Annotated in this window: 15 protein-coding genes; 10 read left to right on the top strand and 5 right to left on the bottom strand. The window is 73.3% G+C overall.

Annotation, left to right across the window (positions count from 1 at the left end; translation table 11 throughout):
- Positions 1 to 11 precede the first annotated feature (11 nt).
- Positions 12 to 1,460 (bottom strand): NAD(P)H-quinone dehydrogenase, encoded by a 1,449-nt coding sequence (locus MID12_RS21265; RefSeq protein ID WP_263169920.1) that lies wholly within the window; start codon positions 1,458 to 1,460, stop codon positions 12 to 14.
- Positions 1,461 to 1,610: 150 nt separating this feature from the next.
- Here MID12_RS21265 and MID12_RS21260 point away from each other — a divergent pair, with 150 nt between their 5' ends.
- The 3 genes from MID12_RS21260 (at position 1,611) to MID12_RS21250 (ending at position 5,017) form a co-directional block, all read left to right on the top strand.
- Complete coding sequence (locus MID12_RS21260; protein WP_040253062.1) at positions 1,611 to 2,048, top strand: gamma-glutamylcyclotransferase; 438 nt, start codon at positions 1,611 to 1,613, stop codon at positions 2,046 to 2,048.
- A 277-nt stretch (positions 2,049 to 2,325) separates the two neighbouring features.
- Positions 2,326 to 3,150, top strand: coding sequence for a purine-nucleoside phosphorylase (locus MID12_RS21255; protein ID WP_040253061.1), 825 nt, complete (start codon positions 2,326 to 2,328; stop codon positions 3,148 to 3,150).
- A 214-nt stretch (positions 3,151 to 3,364) separates the two neighbouring features.
- Entirely contained in the window at positions 3,365 to 5,017 is a 1,653-nt protein-coding gene (locus MID12_RS21250) for a phospho-sugar mutase (RefSeq protein WP_040253059.1), read from the top strand.
- Positions 5,018 to 5,117: 100 nt separating this feature from the next.
- On the opposite strand, the gene MID12_RS21245 is transcribed toward MID12_RS21250, so the two are convergent.
- Complete coding sequence (locus MID12_RS21245; RefSeq protein ID WP_263169912.1) at positions 5,118 to 6,068, bottom strand: TIGR03564 family F420-dependent LLM class oxidoreductase; 951 nt, start codon at positions 6,066 to 6,068, stop codon at positions 5,118 to 5,120.
- Positions 6,069 to 6,192: 124 nt separating this feature from the next.
- Positions 6,193 to 6,852 carry a PH domain-containing protein gene (locus MID12_RS21240; protein ID WP_263169909.1) on the bottom strand — a complete coding sequence of 220 codons (660 nt, stop codon included), beginning with the start codon at positions 6,850 to 6,852 and terminating at the stop codon, positions 6,193 to 6,195.
- A 146-nt stretch (positions 6,853 to 6,998) separates the two neighbouring features.
- On the opposite strand from MID12_RS21240, the gene deoC reads away from it, so the two are divergent.
- Genes deoC through MID12_RS21225 form a run of 3 tightly spaced genes read left to right on the top strand, consistent with a single transcriptional unit; the run spans position 6,999 to position 10,421 of the window.
- On the top strand, positions 6,999 to 7,967 hold the full coding sequence (gene deoC / locus MID12_RS21235) for a deoxyribose-phosphate aldolase (protein ID WP_263173347.1): 969 nt from the start codon (positions 6,999 to 7,001) through the stop codon (positions 7,965 to 7,967).
- Between the two features lie 5 nt (positions 7,968 to 7,972).
- Positions 7,973 to 9,424: an aldehyde dehydrogenase family protein gene (locus MID12_RS21230; protein ID WP_263169906.1), complete on the top strand. Its 1,452-nt coding sequence runs from the start codon at positions 7,973 to 7,975 to the stop codon at positions 9,422 to 9,424.
- Positions 9,417 to 10,421 (top strand): aldehyde dehydrogenase family protein, encoded by a 1,005-nt coding sequence (locus MID12_RS21225; protein ID WP_263169903.1) that lies wholly within the window; start codon positions 9,417 to 9,419, stop codon positions 10,419 to 10,421. The genes MID12_RS21230 and MID12_RS21225 overlap by 8 nt, the downstream gene beginning before the upstream one ends.
- 143 nt (positions 10,422 to 10,564) lie before the next feature.
- Here the strand turns inward: MID12_RS21225 and MID12_RS21220 are convergent, their stop codons facing one another.
- Positions 10,565 to 10,984 carry a hypothetical protein gene (locus MID12_RS21220; RefSeq protein WP_040253048.1) on the bottom strand — a complete coding sequence of 140 codons (420 nt, stop codon included), beginning with the start codon at positions 10,982 to 10,984 and terminating at the stop codon, positions 10,565 to 10,567.
- Positions 10,985 to 11,220: 236 nt separating this feature from the next.
- On the opposite strand from MID12_RS21220, the gene MID12_RS21215 reads away from it, so the two are divergent.
- On the top strand, positions 11,221 to 11,907 hold the full coding sequence (locus MID12_RS21215; protein WP_040253046.1) for a hypothetical protein: 687 nt from the start codon (positions 11,221 to 11,223) through the stop codon (positions 11,905 to 11,907).
- Positions 11,908 to 12,433: 526 nt separating this feature from the next.
- Here the strand turns inward: MID12_RS21215 and MID12_RS21210 are convergent.
- Positions 12,434 to 13,204: a SigE family RNA polymerase sigma factor gene (locus MID12_RS21210; protein WP_078845148.1), complete on the bottom strand. Its 771-nt coding sequence runs from the start codon at positions 13,202 to 13,204 to the stop codon at positions 12,434 to 12,436.
- 181 nt (positions 13,205 to 13,385) lie between these two features.
- On the opposite strand from MID12_RS21210, the gene afsQ1 reads away from it, so the two are divergent.
- Genes afsQ1 through MID12_RS21195 form a run of 3 tightly spaced genes read left to right on the top strand, consistent with a single transcriptional unit; the run spans position 13,386 to position 16,346 of the window.
- Positions 13,386 to 14,063: a two-component system response regulator AfsQ1 gene (afsQ1, locus tag MID12_RS21205; protein WP_040253041.1), complete on the top strand. Its 678-nt coding sequence runs from the start codon at positions 13,386 to 13,388 to the stop codon at positions 14,061 to 14,063.
- A 37-nt stretch (positions 14,064 to 14,100) separates the two neighbouring features.
- Positions 14,101 to 15,723 carry a sensor histidine kinase gene (locus MID12_RS21200; RefSeq protein WP_411576988.1) on the top strand — a complete coding sequence of 541 codons (1,623 nt, stop codon included), beginning with the start codon at positions 14,101 to 14,103 and terminating at the stop codon, positions 15,721 to 15,723.
- Complete coding sequence (locus MID12_RS21195) at positions 15,720 to 16,346, top strand: hypothetical protein (protein WP_263169898.1); 627 nt, start codon at positions 15,720 to 15,722, stop codon at positions 16,344 to 16,346. Before MID12_RS21200 ends, MID12_RS21195 begins: the two co-directional genes overlap by 4 nt.
- Positions 16,347 to 16,352 lie beyond the last annotated feature (6 nt).

Genomic DNA, 16,352 nt, shown 5'->3' with positions numbered 1-16,352 from the left:
CCCGGCAGCGCTCAGGCCTGGCCGGTCTCCTTGCGGGTGTGCAGCTGGCGGGCGACCTCGGCGAGCGAGCCGGAGAGGGAGGGGTACACGGTGAAGGCCTTGGCGATCTGCTCGACCGTGAGGTTGTTGTCGACCGCGAGCGAGATCGGGTGGATCAGCTCCGAGGCGCGCGGCGAGACCACCACGCCGCCGACCACGATGCCGGTGCCGGGGCGGCAGAAGATCTTGACGAAGCCGTCCCGGATGCCCTGCATCTTGGCGCGCGGATTGCGCAGCAGCGGCAGCTTGACCACCCGGGCGTCGATCTTGCCGCCGTCCACATCGGCCTGCGAGTAGCCGACGGTGGCGATCTCGGGGTCGGTGAAGACGTTCGAGGAGACCGTCTTGAGGTTCAGCGGGGTCACCGCGTCCCCGAGGAAGTGGTACATCGCGATCCGGCCCTGCATGGCCGCCACCGAGGCGAGCGCGAAGATGCCGGTGACGTCGCCGGCCGCGTAGACGCCGGGGGCGCTGGTGCGCGAGACCCGGTCGGTCCAGATGTGCCCGGAGTCCTTCAGCCGGACCCCGGCCTCCTCCAGGCCCATGCCCTCGCTGTTGGGGATGGCGCCGACCGCCATCAGGCAGTGCGAGCCGGTGATGACCCGGCCGTCCGCGAGGGTGACCTCGACCCGGTCGCCCACCCGCTTCGCGGAGGCGGCGCGCGAGCGGGCCATGACGTTCATGCCGCGGCGCCGGAAGACGTCCTCCAGTACGGCGGCCGCGTCCGGGTCCTCGCCGGGCAGCACCCGGTCGCGGCTGGAGACCAGGGTGACCCGGGAGCCGAGCGCCTGGTAGGCACCGGCGAACTCGGCGCCGGTGACACCGGATCCGACCACGATGAGCTCCTCGGGCAGCTCGTCGAGGTCGTAGACCTGGGTCCAGTTGAGGATGCGCTCGCCGTCCGGCTGGGCGTCGGGGAGCTCGCGGGGGTGGCCGCCGGTCGCGATGAGCACGGCGTCGGCGGTGAGGATCTCCTCGCTGCCGTCGGCGGCGCGCACGATCACCTTGCGCGAACCGTCCATCGCCTGCTGCCCGTCGAGCCGCCCGCGGCCGCGCATCACCCGGGCGCCCGCGCGGGTGACCGAGGCGGTGATGTCGTGCGACTGGGCGAGGGCGAGGCGCTTGACCCGGCGGTTGACCTTGCCGAGGTCCACGCCGACCACCCGGGCGGGGGTGTCGATGTGCGGGGTGTCGTCGGCCACGATGATGCCCAGCTCCTCGTAGGAGGAGTCGAAGGTGGTCATCACCTCGGCGGTCGCGATGAGGGTCTTGGAGGGTACGCAGTCGGTGAGCACCGAGGCCCCGCCAAGACCGTCGCAGTCGACGACGGTCACCTCCGCGCCGAGCTGGGCGGCCACCAGTGCCGCCTCGTATCCGCCGGGTCCGCCGCCAATGATCACGATCCGAGTCACGTACTCCATTGTCCCGTACGCCCGGCATTGCTTCGTCCCGGGGGGTATCCCGCCCCCGCGGGGGCCGCGCACCCCAGGTCAGGCGGAAGGCGTGCTTCCGGTGCCGGGCGGCTTCGGGCCGTCGCCTGCGCGGGCCCCGGCTGCCGTACCCTCGAAGCCATGTCGCTCTACGCCGCGTACGCCGGCAACCTCGACCCGCGGCTGATGACGCGCCGCGCCCCGCATTCGCCGCTGCGCGCCACGGGGTGGCTGGAGGGCTGGCGGCTGACGTTCGGCGGCGAGCACATGGGCTGGGAGGGCGCCCTCGCCACGGTGGTGGAGGCCCCCCGCTCGCAGGTCTTCGTGGCGCTGTACGACATCGCGCCGATGGACGAGGACTCGATGGACCGCTGGGAGGGCGTGGGCCTCGACATATACCGGCGGATGCGGGTGCGCGCCCACACCCTGGACGGCGAGGAGCCGGCCTGGGTGTACGTGCTCAACGGCTACGAGGGCGGCCTCCCCTCGGCCCGCTACCTGGGCGAGATCGCGGACGCCGCCGAGTCCGCGGGCGCCCCGCACGACTATGTGATGGAGCTGCGCAAGCGCCCCTGCTGAGGCGCCGGCCGCCGCGGCGGCTTTGCGGGCGCGACGCCCCGGGGCCCGTCGGCGGGGTCGTACGGCGGCTAGGAGAACGGCCGCGCACCGGAGCCCGGAGTGTGCGAAAGGTGACGTTCCGGCGCCCCTCTTGGGGTCGTTCACGCCGTTCGCGACCGACCGTGAGCGGATTTTCCGTACCGAACACCCGCATTCGGCCCGTCTTATGAGATCACGATCCCGCCTCTGTGACCCTGCGTGTCTACGCGCGTAGGTGAAAACCCGCTACCCTCATTGCGTGAACGCATCTCTTCCTTCGGACGACATCCGGCGCGAGCCGCACGCCGCTGCCGACGCCGCCGCCCTGCGCCTGCGTGAACTGACCGGTGAGAGCACCCACGACGTGGCCCTGGTGATGGGCTCCGGCTGGGCACCCGCCGTCGACGCGCTGGGCGAGGCCGACCACGAGTTCCGGGTCACCGATCTGCCCGGGTTCCCGCCGCCCGTGGTCGAGGGGCACGGGAGCACCGTCCGCTCGTACCGGATCGGCGAGAAGCGCGCACTGGTCTTCCTGGGCAGAACCCACTTCTACGAGGGCCGCGGGGTCGGCGCGGTGGCGCACGGGGTGCGCACCGCGGTCGCCGCGGGCTGCAAGACGATCGTCCTGACCAACGGCTGCGGCGGGCTGCGCGAGGGCATGCGCCCCGGCCAGCCGGTGCTGATCAGCGACCACCTGAACCTGACGGCCACCTCGCCCATCGTCGGCGCCAACTTCGTGGACCTCACCGACCTCTACTCGCCGCGGCTGCGCGCCCTGTGCAAGGAGATCGACCCCAGCCTCGAAGAGGGCGTCTACGCGCAGTTCCCCGGCCCGCACTACGAGACCCCGGCCGAGGTGCGGATGGCCCGCGTGCTCGGCGCGGACCTGGTCGGCATGTCGACCGTCCTGGAGGCCATCGCGGCGCGCGAGGCCGGGGCGGAGGTGCTCGGCATCTCGCTGGTCACCAACCTGGCCGCGGGCATGACCGGCGAACCCCTCAACCACGAGGAGGTCCTCCAGGCGGGCCGCGACTCGGCCACCCGGATGGGCAGCCTGCTCACCAAGGTGCTCGGCCGGATCTGACCGGGCCCCCGGAACAGGGAGCCCACGGCCCCGAACCGGGGAGCCCCCCTGTGCCCAACTCGCCCCGACAGGGCGCTGACCAGGCGGGATTCCCGGCCCGCGGAAGTTTTCCACAGGCTGCCCGCGCCGCTTGCCGCTGAGGCAGGATTGCCCCCACACCACAGAGAAACGGGTCCGCGCAGCCGCGGCGCCCGGGACGGAAGGCGGAGGACACGTGCCGGAGGAAGAACTGCTCGCGCGCGCCCGGACCTGGCTCGCCGAGGACCCCGACGACCTCACCCGCGAGGAGCTGGCCCGGCTGATCGCACGCGCCGAGTCCGGTGACGGCGAGGAGCTGGCCGAGCGCTTCTCGGGCACCCTGCAGTTCGGCACCGCGGGCCTGCGCGGCGAGATCGGCGCGGGCCCGATGCGGATGAACCGCGCGGTGGTCATCCGCGCCGCCGCCGGCCTCGCGGCCTACCTCACGGCCCAGGGCCTGACGGGCGGGCTCGTCGTCATCGGGTACGACGCGCGGCACCGCTCGGCGGACTTCGCCCGGGACACCGCCGCGGTGATGACCGGCGCCGGACTGCGCGCGGCCCTGCTGCCCCGCCCGCTGCCCACCCCCGTACTCGCCTTCGCCATACGGCACTTGGGCGCGGTCGCCGGGGTCGAGGTGACCGCAAGCCACAATCCGCCCCAGGACAACGGCTACAAGGTGTACCTGGGCGAGGGCTCCCAGATCGTGCCCCCGGCCGACAGCGCCATCGCCGCCGAGATCGCGGCGGTGGCCGCCCTCGGCGAGGTGCCGCGGCCCGAGTCCGGCTGGCTGGTCCTCGGCGAGGATGTGCTCGACGCCTACCTGGCCCGCAGCGGCGCGGCCCTGGCCGAGGGCTCCCCCCGCACCGTGCGCACCGTCCACACCGCGCTGCACGGCGTGGGCACCGAGACCCTGCGCGCCGCCTTCGCCCGCGCGGGCTTCCCCGAGCCGGTCCCGGTGGCCGAACAGGCCGAGCCCGACCCGGACTTCCCGACCGTGGCCTTCCCCAATCCGGAGGAGCCCGGCGCGATGGACCTCGCCTTCGCCACCGCCCGCCGGGAGCAACCCGACCTGGTGATCGCCAACGACCCGGACGCCGACCGGTGCGCGGTCGCGGTGCCGGACCCGGCGGCCCCCGAGGGCTGGCGGATGCTGCGCGGGGACGAGGTGGGCGCGCTGCTCGCCGCGCACCTGGTGCGGCGGGGCGCGACCGGCACCTTCGCCGAGTCCATCGTCTCCTCCTCCCTCCTCGGCCGGATCGCCGAGAAGGCGGGCCTCGGGTACGCGGAGACGCTCACCGGCTTCAAGTGGATCGCCCGCGTGGAGGGCCTGCGCTACGGCTACGAGGAGGCGCTCGGCTACTGCGTCGACCCCTCCGGGGTGCGCGACAAGGACGGCATCACCGCCGCCCTGCTCGTCGCCGAGCTGGCCTCCGAACTCAAGGAGCAGGGGCGGCAGTTGACCGACCTGCTCGACGAACTCGCCGTCGAGCACGGCCTGCACGCCACCGACCAGCTCTCGGTACGGGTCAAGGACCTCTCGCTCATCGCGGACGCCATGCGCCGCCTGCGCGAGCAGCCGCCGACCCAGCTGGCGGGCCTCGCGGTCACCCGGGCCGAGGACCTGACCCTGGGCAGCGCCGCGCTGCCGCCCACCGACGGGCTGCGCTACACCCTGGAGGGCGCCCGCGTGATCGTCCGCCCCAGCGGCACCGAGCCCAAGCTCAAGTGCTACCTGGAGGTGGTCCTCCCGGTGGCCGACGCGGACGCGCTCCCGGCGGCCCGGGAGCGGGCGGTGCAGCTGCTCCACGCGCTGAAGACGGACCTGTCGGCGGCCGCGGGGATCTGAGGGGGGCGTACGTCGCGAGGGCGGCCGGGAGTCGGGCCCTGCGGTGCGATGCGGCGACCGGTGGACCGGCCCGCCGGGGGTCGGCGCACCGGCCCGCGGCTCACTCCCCCGCGCCCGCCTCCTGCCGGGCCAGCTCACCCAGCAGCCGCCAGGTGCGCAGCCGCTCCTCCTCGGTGCCGAAGCCGGTCTGGGTGACGATGACCTCGCTCGCCCCGGCCTCCCGGTAGCGGCGTATCTCGGCGGCGATCGCCTCCTCGTCGCCGAGGGCGAAGAGGTCGCCCGCGCGCTCCACGCCGCCGCGGTCCAGGATGTCGCGGTAGGAGGGGAAGCGCTCGTAGAAGGTGAGGTCCTCGTGGGCGCGGGCCCGCAGCTCCTCGGTCCGGGTGGTCACCAGGGCGGGCAGCATGGCCACCACCCGGGGCGGGCGGCGGCCCGCTTCGGCGGCGGCGGAGTTCAGTGTGGGCACCAGATAGTCGTCCAGCGCCTTGGGCGCGGCGAGGAACGGCAGGACGCCGTCGGCGAGTTCGGCGGTGACCCGCAGGGCCTGCGGTCCCATCGCCGCGATCAGGACCGGCGCGGGCGGCGCCCCGGGGACACCGGCGGGCCCGAAGGCGGTGCGGGCGCGCAGGGTCTGGCCCTGGAAGTCGATCTCGCCGTCGTGCAGCAGGGTGCCGAGCGCTTCGAGGTACTCGCGCAGATGCCGGATGGGGCGTTCGAAGGGCACCCCGTAGCTGTCCTCGACGAAGAACTTCGCGGAGAGCCCGAGCCCCAGCTGGAACCGCCCGCCGCTCGCCGCCTGCGCGGTGCGCACCTGCGCGGCCAGGGTGATCGGATGCCGCGGGTACAGGGGGACCACGGAGGTGCCGATCCGCATCCCCGGCACCGCCTGCCCGGTGAGCGCGGCCAGGCTCAGCGCGTCCAGGTCCTGCCGCTGCGAGAACCAGACGGCCCCGATCCCGGCGTCCGCCGCCTGCCGCGCCTGGTCGAGGAGCGTGGTCACGAGGTTCTCGCCCTGTTCGCCGCCCGCGGGCAGACTGATCCCGACCGTCATCCCTGTCACCCTCCGGTACACCGCTGCGAGGCCGCCTTCCGCGGACGCTCTCCTCGGGCAACAGGCCGTACGCACCGGGAAATTCCAGGCGGCTGTTACGTGCGCATGAAGGGCGGGGCCCGCCTCAGCCCACCAGCAGCAGAATCACCAGCAGGACCGCACCCGCACCGGCCGGGCCGAGGATCTCGTACGCCCAGCGGACCTCGACGGGACCCTGGGCGCCGGGGGCCGAGGCGCCCTTCTCCTGGAGTTCGCGCAGTTCGTCCATGGCGCGGTCCGAGGAGGCGCGGTGGTCCTGCACCGGTTCCATGCCGCGCGGCGCGGAGCCGGCGCCCCGGCCGCTCCCGCCCCGGGCCGCCTTCTCCTGCCGGGAGGCCGCCCGCTTGCGGGCCCGCAGCGAGACCGGCAGCGCCCACATCTGGTACTTGCGGTCGGACTCGTCGAGGACCTCGTTGGAGTAGCCCGCGCGCAGCACGGCCACCTGCGACCAGGGCAGCGTGATCACCCGGAAGGGGTTGCGGATCCGCATCCGGTCGTCATTGGCGAAGATCGCCGGCCGTACGGTGAAGGCCACCAGGAGCGGGACGACGAGCAGGACCGCGGCGAGCGTCATCCACGGCACCCTGCCCTCGCCGCGGATCAGCGCGTCGATTCCCAGCCAGGCGGCCAGCGCGAGCAGCAGCACGCCTCCGGCGATGCCGCCCGGTGAGCGGTAGACGCGGTCCTTGTACTGCGGATCGCCGTCGCTGCCGGGTGCGGGAGACTGGGGGTCCGGGCTCGTCATGGTGCCGATTGTGCCTGACGGGTGTCCGCCCGGCGGACGCCGGTGACCGCTCGCGGCCCGGCAGTGGCCGGGTCGTGACCTCGGCAGTTCGGCTTGTTGTCCGGCTGTACAGCTGCTACGCGCGTAGATATGCTCCCCTCGTGACTATGGCGACCACACCACCCTCCACAGCCGCAGGGCGGGCCGCGTTTGCCGACGCGACCGCGTCCGACGCCGCGCTGCGCCGCTTCCTGCACGGCCTTCCCGGCGTCGACGCCGTCGGCCTCGAAGCGCGCGCCGCGGCGCTGGGCACCCGCTCGATCAAGACCACCGCGAAGGCCTACGCCCTGGATCTGGCGATCTCGATGATCGACCTGACCACGCTCGAAGGCGCCGACACCGCGGGCAAGGTCAGAGCGCTCGGCACCAAGGCCGTCCACCCCGACCCGACCGACCCCGAGACCCCGAAGGTCGCCGCGGTCTGCGTCTACCCGGACATGGTCGCCACCGCCAAGCAGGCCGTGGCCGGCTCCGGCGTCAAGGTCGCCTCGGTCGCCACCGCCTTCCCCGCGGGCCGCGCCGCCCTGGAGGTCAAGCTCGCCGACGTCCGGGACGCCGTCGCCGCGGGCGCCGACGAGATCGACATGGTCATCGACCGCGGCGCCTTCCTCTCCGGCCGCTATCGGAAGGTCTACGAGGAGATCGCCGCCGTGAAGCAGGCGAGCGGCGCCGCCCGGCTGAAGGTCATCTTCGAGACCGGCGAGCTGTCCACGTACGACAACATCCGGCGGGCGAGCTGGCTCGGCATGCTCGCGGGCGCGGACTTCATCAAGACCTCCACCGGCAAGGTCGCGGTCAACGCCACCCCGGCCAACACCCTGCTGATGCTCCAGGCGGTGCGCGACTTCCGCGCGCAGACCGGGGTCCAGGTCGGGGTGAAGCCCGCGGGCGGCATCCGCACCGCCAAGGACGCGGTGAAGTTCCTGGTCCTGGTCAACGAGACCGCGGGCGGGGACTGGCTGGACAACCACTGGTTCCGCTTCGGCGCCTCCTCGCTCCTGAACGACCTGCTGATGCAGCGCCAGAAGCTGAGCACCGGACGCTACTCCGGACCCGACTACGTGACGGTGGACTGAGAGACGTGAACACGCCCCTTTCTTCAAGCGCCTTCGAGTACGCGCCCGCGCCCGAGTCGCGCTCCCTGGTGGACATCGCGCCCTCCTACGGGCTCTTCATCGACGGCGAGTTCACCGAGGCCGCCGACGGCAAGGTCTTCAAGACCGTCTCCCCCTCCAGCGAGGAGGTCCTCTCCGAGGTCTCCCGGGCCGGGGCCGCCGATGTGGACCGCGCCGTGGCGGCCGCCCGCAGGGCCTTCGCCTCCTGGTCCGCGCTGCCGGGCGCGGAGCGCGCCAAGTACCTGTTCCGCATCGCCCGGATCATCCAGGAGCGCTCCCGCGAACTGGCCGTCCTGGAGAGCCTGGACAACGGCAAGCCCATCAAGGAGACCCGCGACACCGACCTGCCGCTGGTCGCCGCGCACTTCTTCTACTACGCGGGCTGGGCCGACAAGCTGGAGCACGCCGGTTTCGGCGCCGCGCCCCGCCCGCTGGGCGTCGCCGGCCAGGTCATCCCCTGGAACTTCCCGCTCCTGATGCTCGCCTGGAAGATCGCCCCGGCGCTGGCCACCGGCAACACGGTCGTCCTCAAGCCCGCGGAGACCACCCCGCTGTCCGCCCTCTTCTTCGCGGACATCTGCCGCCAGGCCGGGCTGCCCAGGGGCGTCGTCAACATCCTCACCGGGTACGGCGACACCGGCGGCGCCCTGGTCGCGCACGAGGACGTGAACAAGGTCGCCTTCACCGGCTCGACCGCCGTCGGCAAGCAGATCGCCCGCACCGTCGCCGGTACGGACAAGAAGCTCACCCTCGAACTGGGCGGCAAGGGCGCCAACATCGTCTTCGACGACGCCCCGCTGGACCAGGCCGTCGAGGGCATCGTGACCGGCATCTTCTTCAACCAGGGCCAGGTCTGCTGCGCGGGCAGCCGCCTGCTGGTCCAGGAGTCCGTCGAGGAGGACCTGCTCGACGCGCTCAAGACCCGGCTCTCCACGCTGCGCCTCGGCGACCCGCTCGACAAGAACACCGACATCGGCGCCATCAACTCCGCCGAGCAGCTGGCCCGGATCACCTCGCTGGCCGACCAGGGCGAGGCGGAGGGCGCCGAACGCTGGACCGCCGACTGCCCGCTGCCGTCCGCGGGCTACTGGTTCGCGCCCACCCTGTTCACCAAGGTCACCCAGGCGCACACGGTGGCCCGCGACGAGATCTTCGGCCCGGTCCTGTCGGTGCTCACCTTCCGCACGCCGGAGGAGGCCGTCGCCAAGGCCAACAACTCGGCGTACGGGCTCTCGGCGGGCATCTGGACCGAGAAGGGCTCGCGGATCCTCGCCGTGGCGGAGCGCCTGCGCGCGGGCGTCATCTGGGCGAACACGTTCAACAAGTTCGACCCCACCTCGCCGTTCGGCGGTTACAAGGAGTCGGGCTACGGCCGCGAGGGCGGCCGCCACGGTCTGGAGGCGTACCTCGATGTCTGACAAGTCCGCGAAGGCACCGCAGAAGCCGGCCAAGCCGGGCCGGAGCGCGAAGGCGGCCAAGAAGGACCAGCCCGGCACCGCGACCGGGACGGCGGCCGCCCCCGCCCGATCCGGGCGGCTCGCCGTGTTCAAGACCTACAAGCTGTACGTCGGCGGGAAGTTCCCCCGCAGTGAGAGCGGCCGCGTGTACGAGGTGACGGACTCCGAGGACCAGTGGCTGGCGAACGCCCCGCGCGCCTCCCGCAAGGACGCCCGGGACGCGGTGGTCGCCGCCCGCAAGGCCTTCGGCGGCTGGTCCGGCAGGACCGCGTACAACCGGGGCCAGATCCTCTACCGGGTCGCCGAGATGCTGGAGGGGCGCCGCGAGCAGTTCACCGAGGAGGTGGCCGCCGCCGAGGGCCTGTCCCGCGCCGCGGCCGCCGAGGTGGTGGACGCCGCGGTGGACCGCTGGGTCTGGTACGCGGGCTGGACGGACAAGGTCGCCCAGATCGTGGGCGGCGGCAACCCGGTGGCGGGACCGTTCTTCAACCTCTCCTCGCCGGAGCCGACCGGGGTGGTGACGGTGCTGGCCCCGCAGGAGTCCTCACTGCTCGGCCTGGTCTCGGTGCTCGCCCCGGTGATCGCCACCGGCAACACCGCGGTGCTGATCGCCGGCGAGAAGGCCCCGCTGCCCGCGCTCTCCCTCGCCGAGGTCCTGGCCACCTCGGACCTGCCCGGCGGTGTGGTCAACATCCTCTCCGGCCGCACCGAGGAACTGGCCGGACCGCTCGCCGCCCACCAGGACGTCAACGCCCTGGACCTGACCGGCGCCGAGGACCCGCAGCTCGCCAAGGCCCTGGAGGTCGCGGCGGCCGACAACCTCAAGCGGGTGCTGCGCCCGGGCTCCGACGGCGACTGGCACGCCGACCCCGGCACCCACCGCCTGACCGCCTTCCTGGAGACCAAGACCGTCTGGCACCCCACGGGTTCCCTCGGCGCCTCGGGCTCCGCCTACTGACCCACCCGGCACCATCCGGCGCAGGCAGACCGGAAGCCCCCGTTGCTCCTCTCTCCCGTGGGGAGGAACGGGGGCTTTCGCGGGTCCGGGCGCGGCACGGGAGCGGCAGGGCATCTGCGAGCGGGAACGGCTGCCGCCGGGCCTCAGCCCAGCACCCCCCGCGTGACCGACCCCACCACCGGCAGTTCGCTCAGGGAGTCGCCGTCCGACAGCGGTCCGGTGACCGCCTTGGTGGACACCGGCTTGAAGTCGGCGACCTGGGTGGAGATGCCGTTGTCCAGCGGGTCGACGCCGGTCTGGGCCAGCGGGTTGAGCTTGAGGTCGGAGACGGCGCCGAGGGCCGAGGTCACGTCCAGGGGGCTGGACTCGGCGGGCGCGCCGCTCTCGGCGGCCGGGGCCTCGCTCCGCGCCGCCGGGGCACCGGAGTCCTCGCCCGCGAAGGTGGCCGCACCGGCCGCGGCGGTCCCGGCGGCGAGCGCGGCACCGGCCGCGCCGAGGGTCAGACCTGCGCGCAGCAGGGTACGGGCTGCCGGGGACGTCCTGGGGGCCGCGTGTCGGGCCATGGCTGTGCCGCCTCTCGAGGGGACCCGGACCGCCGCCGGGGATGCGCTGTCCAACGAAGGGCGCACCGCACGGTCACGCGGACGCACACCGGGTAACCGATCTTTCACACCAGGTGATTGACGGTCCGTCGGGGAAGCGGAAACCGGTGGAGGGTGTGTGAATCCGGCTTCATTCCGGCACCGAAGGACGTCCCGGGGCTCGGAGCACGGGCGGGAATGGCGCACACTGGATTCTCGTGAGTTCACCTCCCCACATACCGACGCGCGTCGTGCTCCTGTGCGGCCCCTCCGGTTCCGGAAAGTCCTCGCTGGCGGTCCGTTCGGGGCTGCCGGTGCTCGCCCTCGACGACTTCTACAAGGAGGGCGACGACCCGAGCCTGCCGCGCGTCCCCGGCACCGAGGCCACCGACTGGGACGCGCCGGGCTCCTGGGACGCCGAGGCCGCGGTGGCGGCGGTCGCCGCGCTGTGCCGCACGGGACGTACCGAGGTGCCCCTCTACGACCTCGCGAGCAGCAGCCGTACGGGCAGCCGGACCCTGGAGGTCGGGCGCACCCCGCTCTTCGTGGCCGAGGGGATCTTCGCCGCCGACATCGTGGAGCGCTGCCGTGAACTCGGCCTGCTGGCGGACGCCTTGTGCCTGCGCGGGCGGCCCTTCACCACCTTCCGCCGCCGCCTGCTGCGCGATCTGCGCGAGGGCCGCAAGTCACCGGCGGTGCTGGTCCGCCGCGGCTGGCGGCTGATGCGTGCGGAGCGCGGCATCGTCGCGCGCCAGTCCGCCCTGGGCGCCCACCCCTGTGCGAAGGACGAGGCGCTCGGACGCCTCGCCGCCGCGGCCGCGGGCCACCGCGCGGGCGGCCGCCCCCGGACCCGCGTCCCCGGCGCCACCGCGCCGGCCAAGTCCCAGCAGCCGCAGCCCCGCTGAGCCGACCGGAAGCACCGGGGCCGCGGAAGCACCGGAGCCGGGACCGGGACCGGGCATCCTCCGGCAGGGAGCACGGGGCCACCGGTCACGGGAGCAGCGAGTACGCGAGTACGGCGGCAGCGAGTACGGCGGCAGCGGGTACGGAAACAGGCACCGGAAAAGCCGCAAGACCGGCAAGGCCCCCCAGCCTTCCGGTCCTGCGCTCTCCACCCCCGTGGATCCCCGGTTCGTTACTCCGGGCCTCCCCCTTGTTTCCCCTGATCCCCCTTGTTCCCCCGTAGCCCGGGAAGCGCGCCGTCGCCGTTCCCCCACGAACGACGACGCCGCATTTCCCGGTTTCCCCCTCGGGTTTCCCCGTTTTCCTTCTCTCCCGGTCGCCCGGGACCGGGTCGCCCCGGTTTCTTTCCCCCGTGCCGGGTCGCCCCGGCCGTTCCCCCGTACCGGGTCGCCCCGGCTTCTTTCCCCCGTACCGGATCACCGGGTCTCCCCGGCTCCCCGTCTTTCCCCCGTAGACCTCCGGAGGGGCTCAGGCGACGAGCTCCCCGAAGGACTCCTCCTCGTCACGGCCGAAGCTGAGCACCTCGTCCTCGCGCAGCCTGCGCAGCGAGCGCCAGATGCTGGACTTGACCGTGCCGACACTGATGTCGAGGATGTCCGCGATCTCCGGGTCGGTGCGGCCCTCGTAGTAGCGCAGGACCAGCATCGTGCGCTGGAGTTCGGGCAGCCGGGCGAGCGCCTGCCACAGCACGGCGCGCAGCTCGGTGCCGCGCATCGCGTCCGTGTCACCGACGGTCTCCGGCAGTTCCTCGGTCGGGTATTCGTTGAGCTTGCGCCGCCGCCAGGCGCTGATGTGCAGATTGGTCATGGTGCGGCGCAGGTATCCGCCGACGGCGGCCTTGTCGCTGATCCGGTCCCAGGCCTTGTACGTCGAGAACAGCGCGCTCTGCAGCAGGTCCTCGGCCTCGAAGCGGTCACCGGTCAGGTGGTAGGCGGTGGCGTAGAGGGAGGCGCGGCGCTCCTGGACGTACGCGGTGAACGCGGCCTCCGCGTCCGCCGCGGTCTCGGCCGTGCGCCGCTCCTGCGCCTCCTCGCGCGCCTGTCCGGCGCGCGTCCCCTCGTTCGCGTCAACCACCGTCATGTACACGGTGTGCTGACGCCCGGTGCCGCGAGCGCACCCCCGCCCGCTCACGGCACCGGACTTCTCGCCGGGGTGACCGGACTTACCGGCACTCCGCCCGACGGCGTCGTGCAGGCGCGTGACAACTGCGCCAGTGGTGGTGCTGTGCAGTGTGTTCATCGTGCGCCCCCCGTCGTCGGGTCCGTCGTCCCTTGCTTGTGGACACCACCCTGCCGAGGCCACTTCATGGCGGTGTCCGCCGACTGTCACAGGGCTGTCACAGGCCCCGAGAGGTGTGGGTGCGGTGAGAGTGAACTCCCGAGGTCGAAACCCCGGCACCGCATGGGACAGAATGTCCAGCGTGCCTTCCCTGTTGCTGATCGAGGACGACGACGCCATTCGTACGGCCCTGGAGCTGTCGCTGACGCGCCAGGGGCACCGTGTGGCCACCGCTGCTACCGGCGAGGACGGTCTGAAACTGCTGCGCGAGCAGCGGCCGGACCTGATCGTGCTGGACGTGATGCTGCCCGGCATCGACGGCTTCGAGGTGTGCCGCCGCATCCGGCGCACCGACCAGCTGCCGATCATCCTGCTCACCGCGCGCAGCGACGACATCGACGTGGTGGTGGGCCTGGAGTCCGGCGCCGACGACTACGTGGTCAAGCCGGTGCAGGGACGGGTCCTCGACGCCCGGATCCGCGCGGTGCTGCGGCGCGGCGAGCGGGAGGCCAACGACGCCGCCTCCTTCGGCAGCCTGGTCATCGACCGGGCCGCGATGACCGTGACCAAGAACGGCGAGGACCTGCAGCTGACGCCGACCGAGCTGCGGCTGCTGCTCGAACTCAGCCGCCGGCCCGGACAGGCGCTCTCCCGCCAGCAGTTGCTGCGGCTGGTCTGGGAGCACGACTACCTCGGCGACTCCCGCCTGGTCGACGCCTGTGTGCAGCGGCTGCGCGCCAAGGTGGAGGACGTGCCCTCCTCGCCGACCCTGATCCGCACCGTGCGCGGGGTCGGCTACCGGCTGGACACGCCCTCATGAGCCGTCCCCCGGTGTCCGCGGCGGGCGGCCCGCGCACGTGACGAAAGCGCAGGACGAACGGCGCGGCTGGACCGCCGCGCGCCGGGCACTCATGGCGGGGCTGCGCCTGACCAGCCTGCGGCTGCGCCTGGTCGTGGTCTTCGCGCTGGTCGCGCTGACCGCGGCGGTGCTCGCCTCCGGCATCGCCTACTGGCTGAACCGCGAGGCCGTGCTCACCCGTGCCCAGGACGCCGCGCTCGGCGACTTCCAGCAGGAGATGCAGAACCGCGCGGGCGCCCTGCCCACCAACCCGACGCAGGCCGAACTCCAGCACACCGCGGGCCTGATGGCGGGCACCGGGCAGCACTTCAGCGTGCTGCTCATCGCGCAGGACGAGGACGGCAACACGGTGGTCGGCAACTCCGACCTGGACCGGTTCACCCTCGCCGACGTGCCGCGCCCGCTGCGCGAGGCGGTGGACCGCAGGCAGCCGAGCGGGGAGCACAACTCCGCCCCGTACCACCTGTACTGGCAGCGCACCGAGGAGGGCGGGACCCCGTACCTCATCGGCGGCGCCCGGGTGATCGGCGGCGGGCCGACCGGCTACATGCTCAAGTCCCTCGAACCCGAGGCCAAGGACCTGGACTCGCTCGCCTGGTCGCTGGGGATCGCCACCGCGCTCGCGCTGATCGGCGCGGCCCTGCTCGCGCAGGCCGCCGCGACCACCGTGCTGAAGCCGGTGCACCGGCTGGGCACCGCGGCCCGGCGCCTCGGCGAGGGCAAGCTCGACACCCGGCTGCGGGTCTCCGGCACCGACGAACTCGCCGAGCTGTCACGGACGTTCAACCGCGCCGCGGAGGCCCTGGAGAAACGCGTCGCCGACATGAGCGCGCGGGACGAGGCCTCCCGGCGGTTCGTGGCGGACATGTCGCACGAGCTGCGTACGCCGCTGACCGCGATCACCGCGGTGACCGAGGTCCTGGAGGAGGAACTCGACGCGGAGACCGGCAGCGTGGACCCGATGATCGAGCCCGCGGTGCGCCTGGTGGTCAGCGAGACCCGGCGCCTGAACGACCTCGTCGAGAACCTGATGGAGGTCACCCGCTTCGACGCCGGTACGGCCCGCCTGGTACGCGACGACGTGGACATCGCCGACCAGATCACCGCCTGCATCGACGCCCGCGCCTGGCTGGACGCCGTCGAACTCGACGCGGAGCGCGGCATCATGGCCCGCATCGACCCGCGCCGCCTCGACGTGATCCTCGCCAACCTCATCGGCAACGCCCTCAAGCACGGCGGTTCGCCGGTGCGGGTCTCGGTGCACCCGGACACCCGGGACGGCGGCAAGGACGTGATCATCGAGGTGCAGGACCACGGCCCCGGCATCCCCGAGGACGTCCTGCCGCACGTCTTCGACCGCTTCTACAAGGCGAGCGCCTCCCGGCCGCGTTCGGAGGGCAGCGGCCTCGGCCTCTCCATCGCCCTGGAGAACGCGCACATCCACGGCGGCGAGATCACCGCGGCCAACTCCCCCGAGGGCGGCGCCGTCTTCACCCTGCGGCTGCCGCGGGACAGCGAGCCCGCGCCCGAGGACCCCGGATCCGGGGCCCCGGCCGACACGGACGACACCGACCGCCCGGACGCCACCGGCGAGGCACCGGGCGAGGGCGAGGAGAAATGAGTACGCGAGTTCTGCCCCGGCTGCGCACCACGGCGGCCGCCACCCTCGCCGGGGTCCTCGGCGCGCTCCTCGCCGGCTGCGGGATCCGCCCCACCGAGGTGCCCACCGACTACGGCGCCGCGCCCTCCCGGGCCTCCTGCACGCTGTCCGCGCCGGAGACCGGGGCCCGCTCCGCCGAGGACGGCATTCCCGTCCAGATCTTCCTGGTGTGCGCCTCCCAGCTGGTCCTCGCCGACCGCTCGGCGCAGCTCCCCGAGCGCCCGGCCTCCGCGGACCGGCTGCGGGTGGCCCGGGCGCTCCTCGACCAGCTGGAGCGGCTGCCCTCGGCGACCGAGCGCCAGGTCGGGTACACCACCGACATCCGCCGTCTCACCGTGCGCGGCCCCCGCTCCGGCGACCCCACCGACACCCTGCGGCTGAGCACCGCCCCCGAGGACCTCTCGGCCTTCGCGCTGGCCCAACTGGTGTGCACCTACGCCAATTCGGCCGCCGCGGACGACCGCGGCGGCGTGACCCTCGGCGGCCCCGAGGCCGAACCGCTGCGCCGCTACGAGTGCCCGGCCGAGGTCCGCTCCCGGCCGAGCACGGAGGCGCCGCCGAACACCGTGGTCGAGCGGGACTGAGGGCCG

Origin of the sequence: Streptomyces sp. SCSIO ZS0520 (assembly GCF_025643355.1) — a bacterium.
GTDB lineage: Bacteria > Actinomycetota > Actinomycetes > Streptomycetales > Streptomycetaceae > Streptomyces > Streptomyces physcomitrii.
This window is presented reverse-complemented; position numbering and strand designations above follow the sequence as displayed.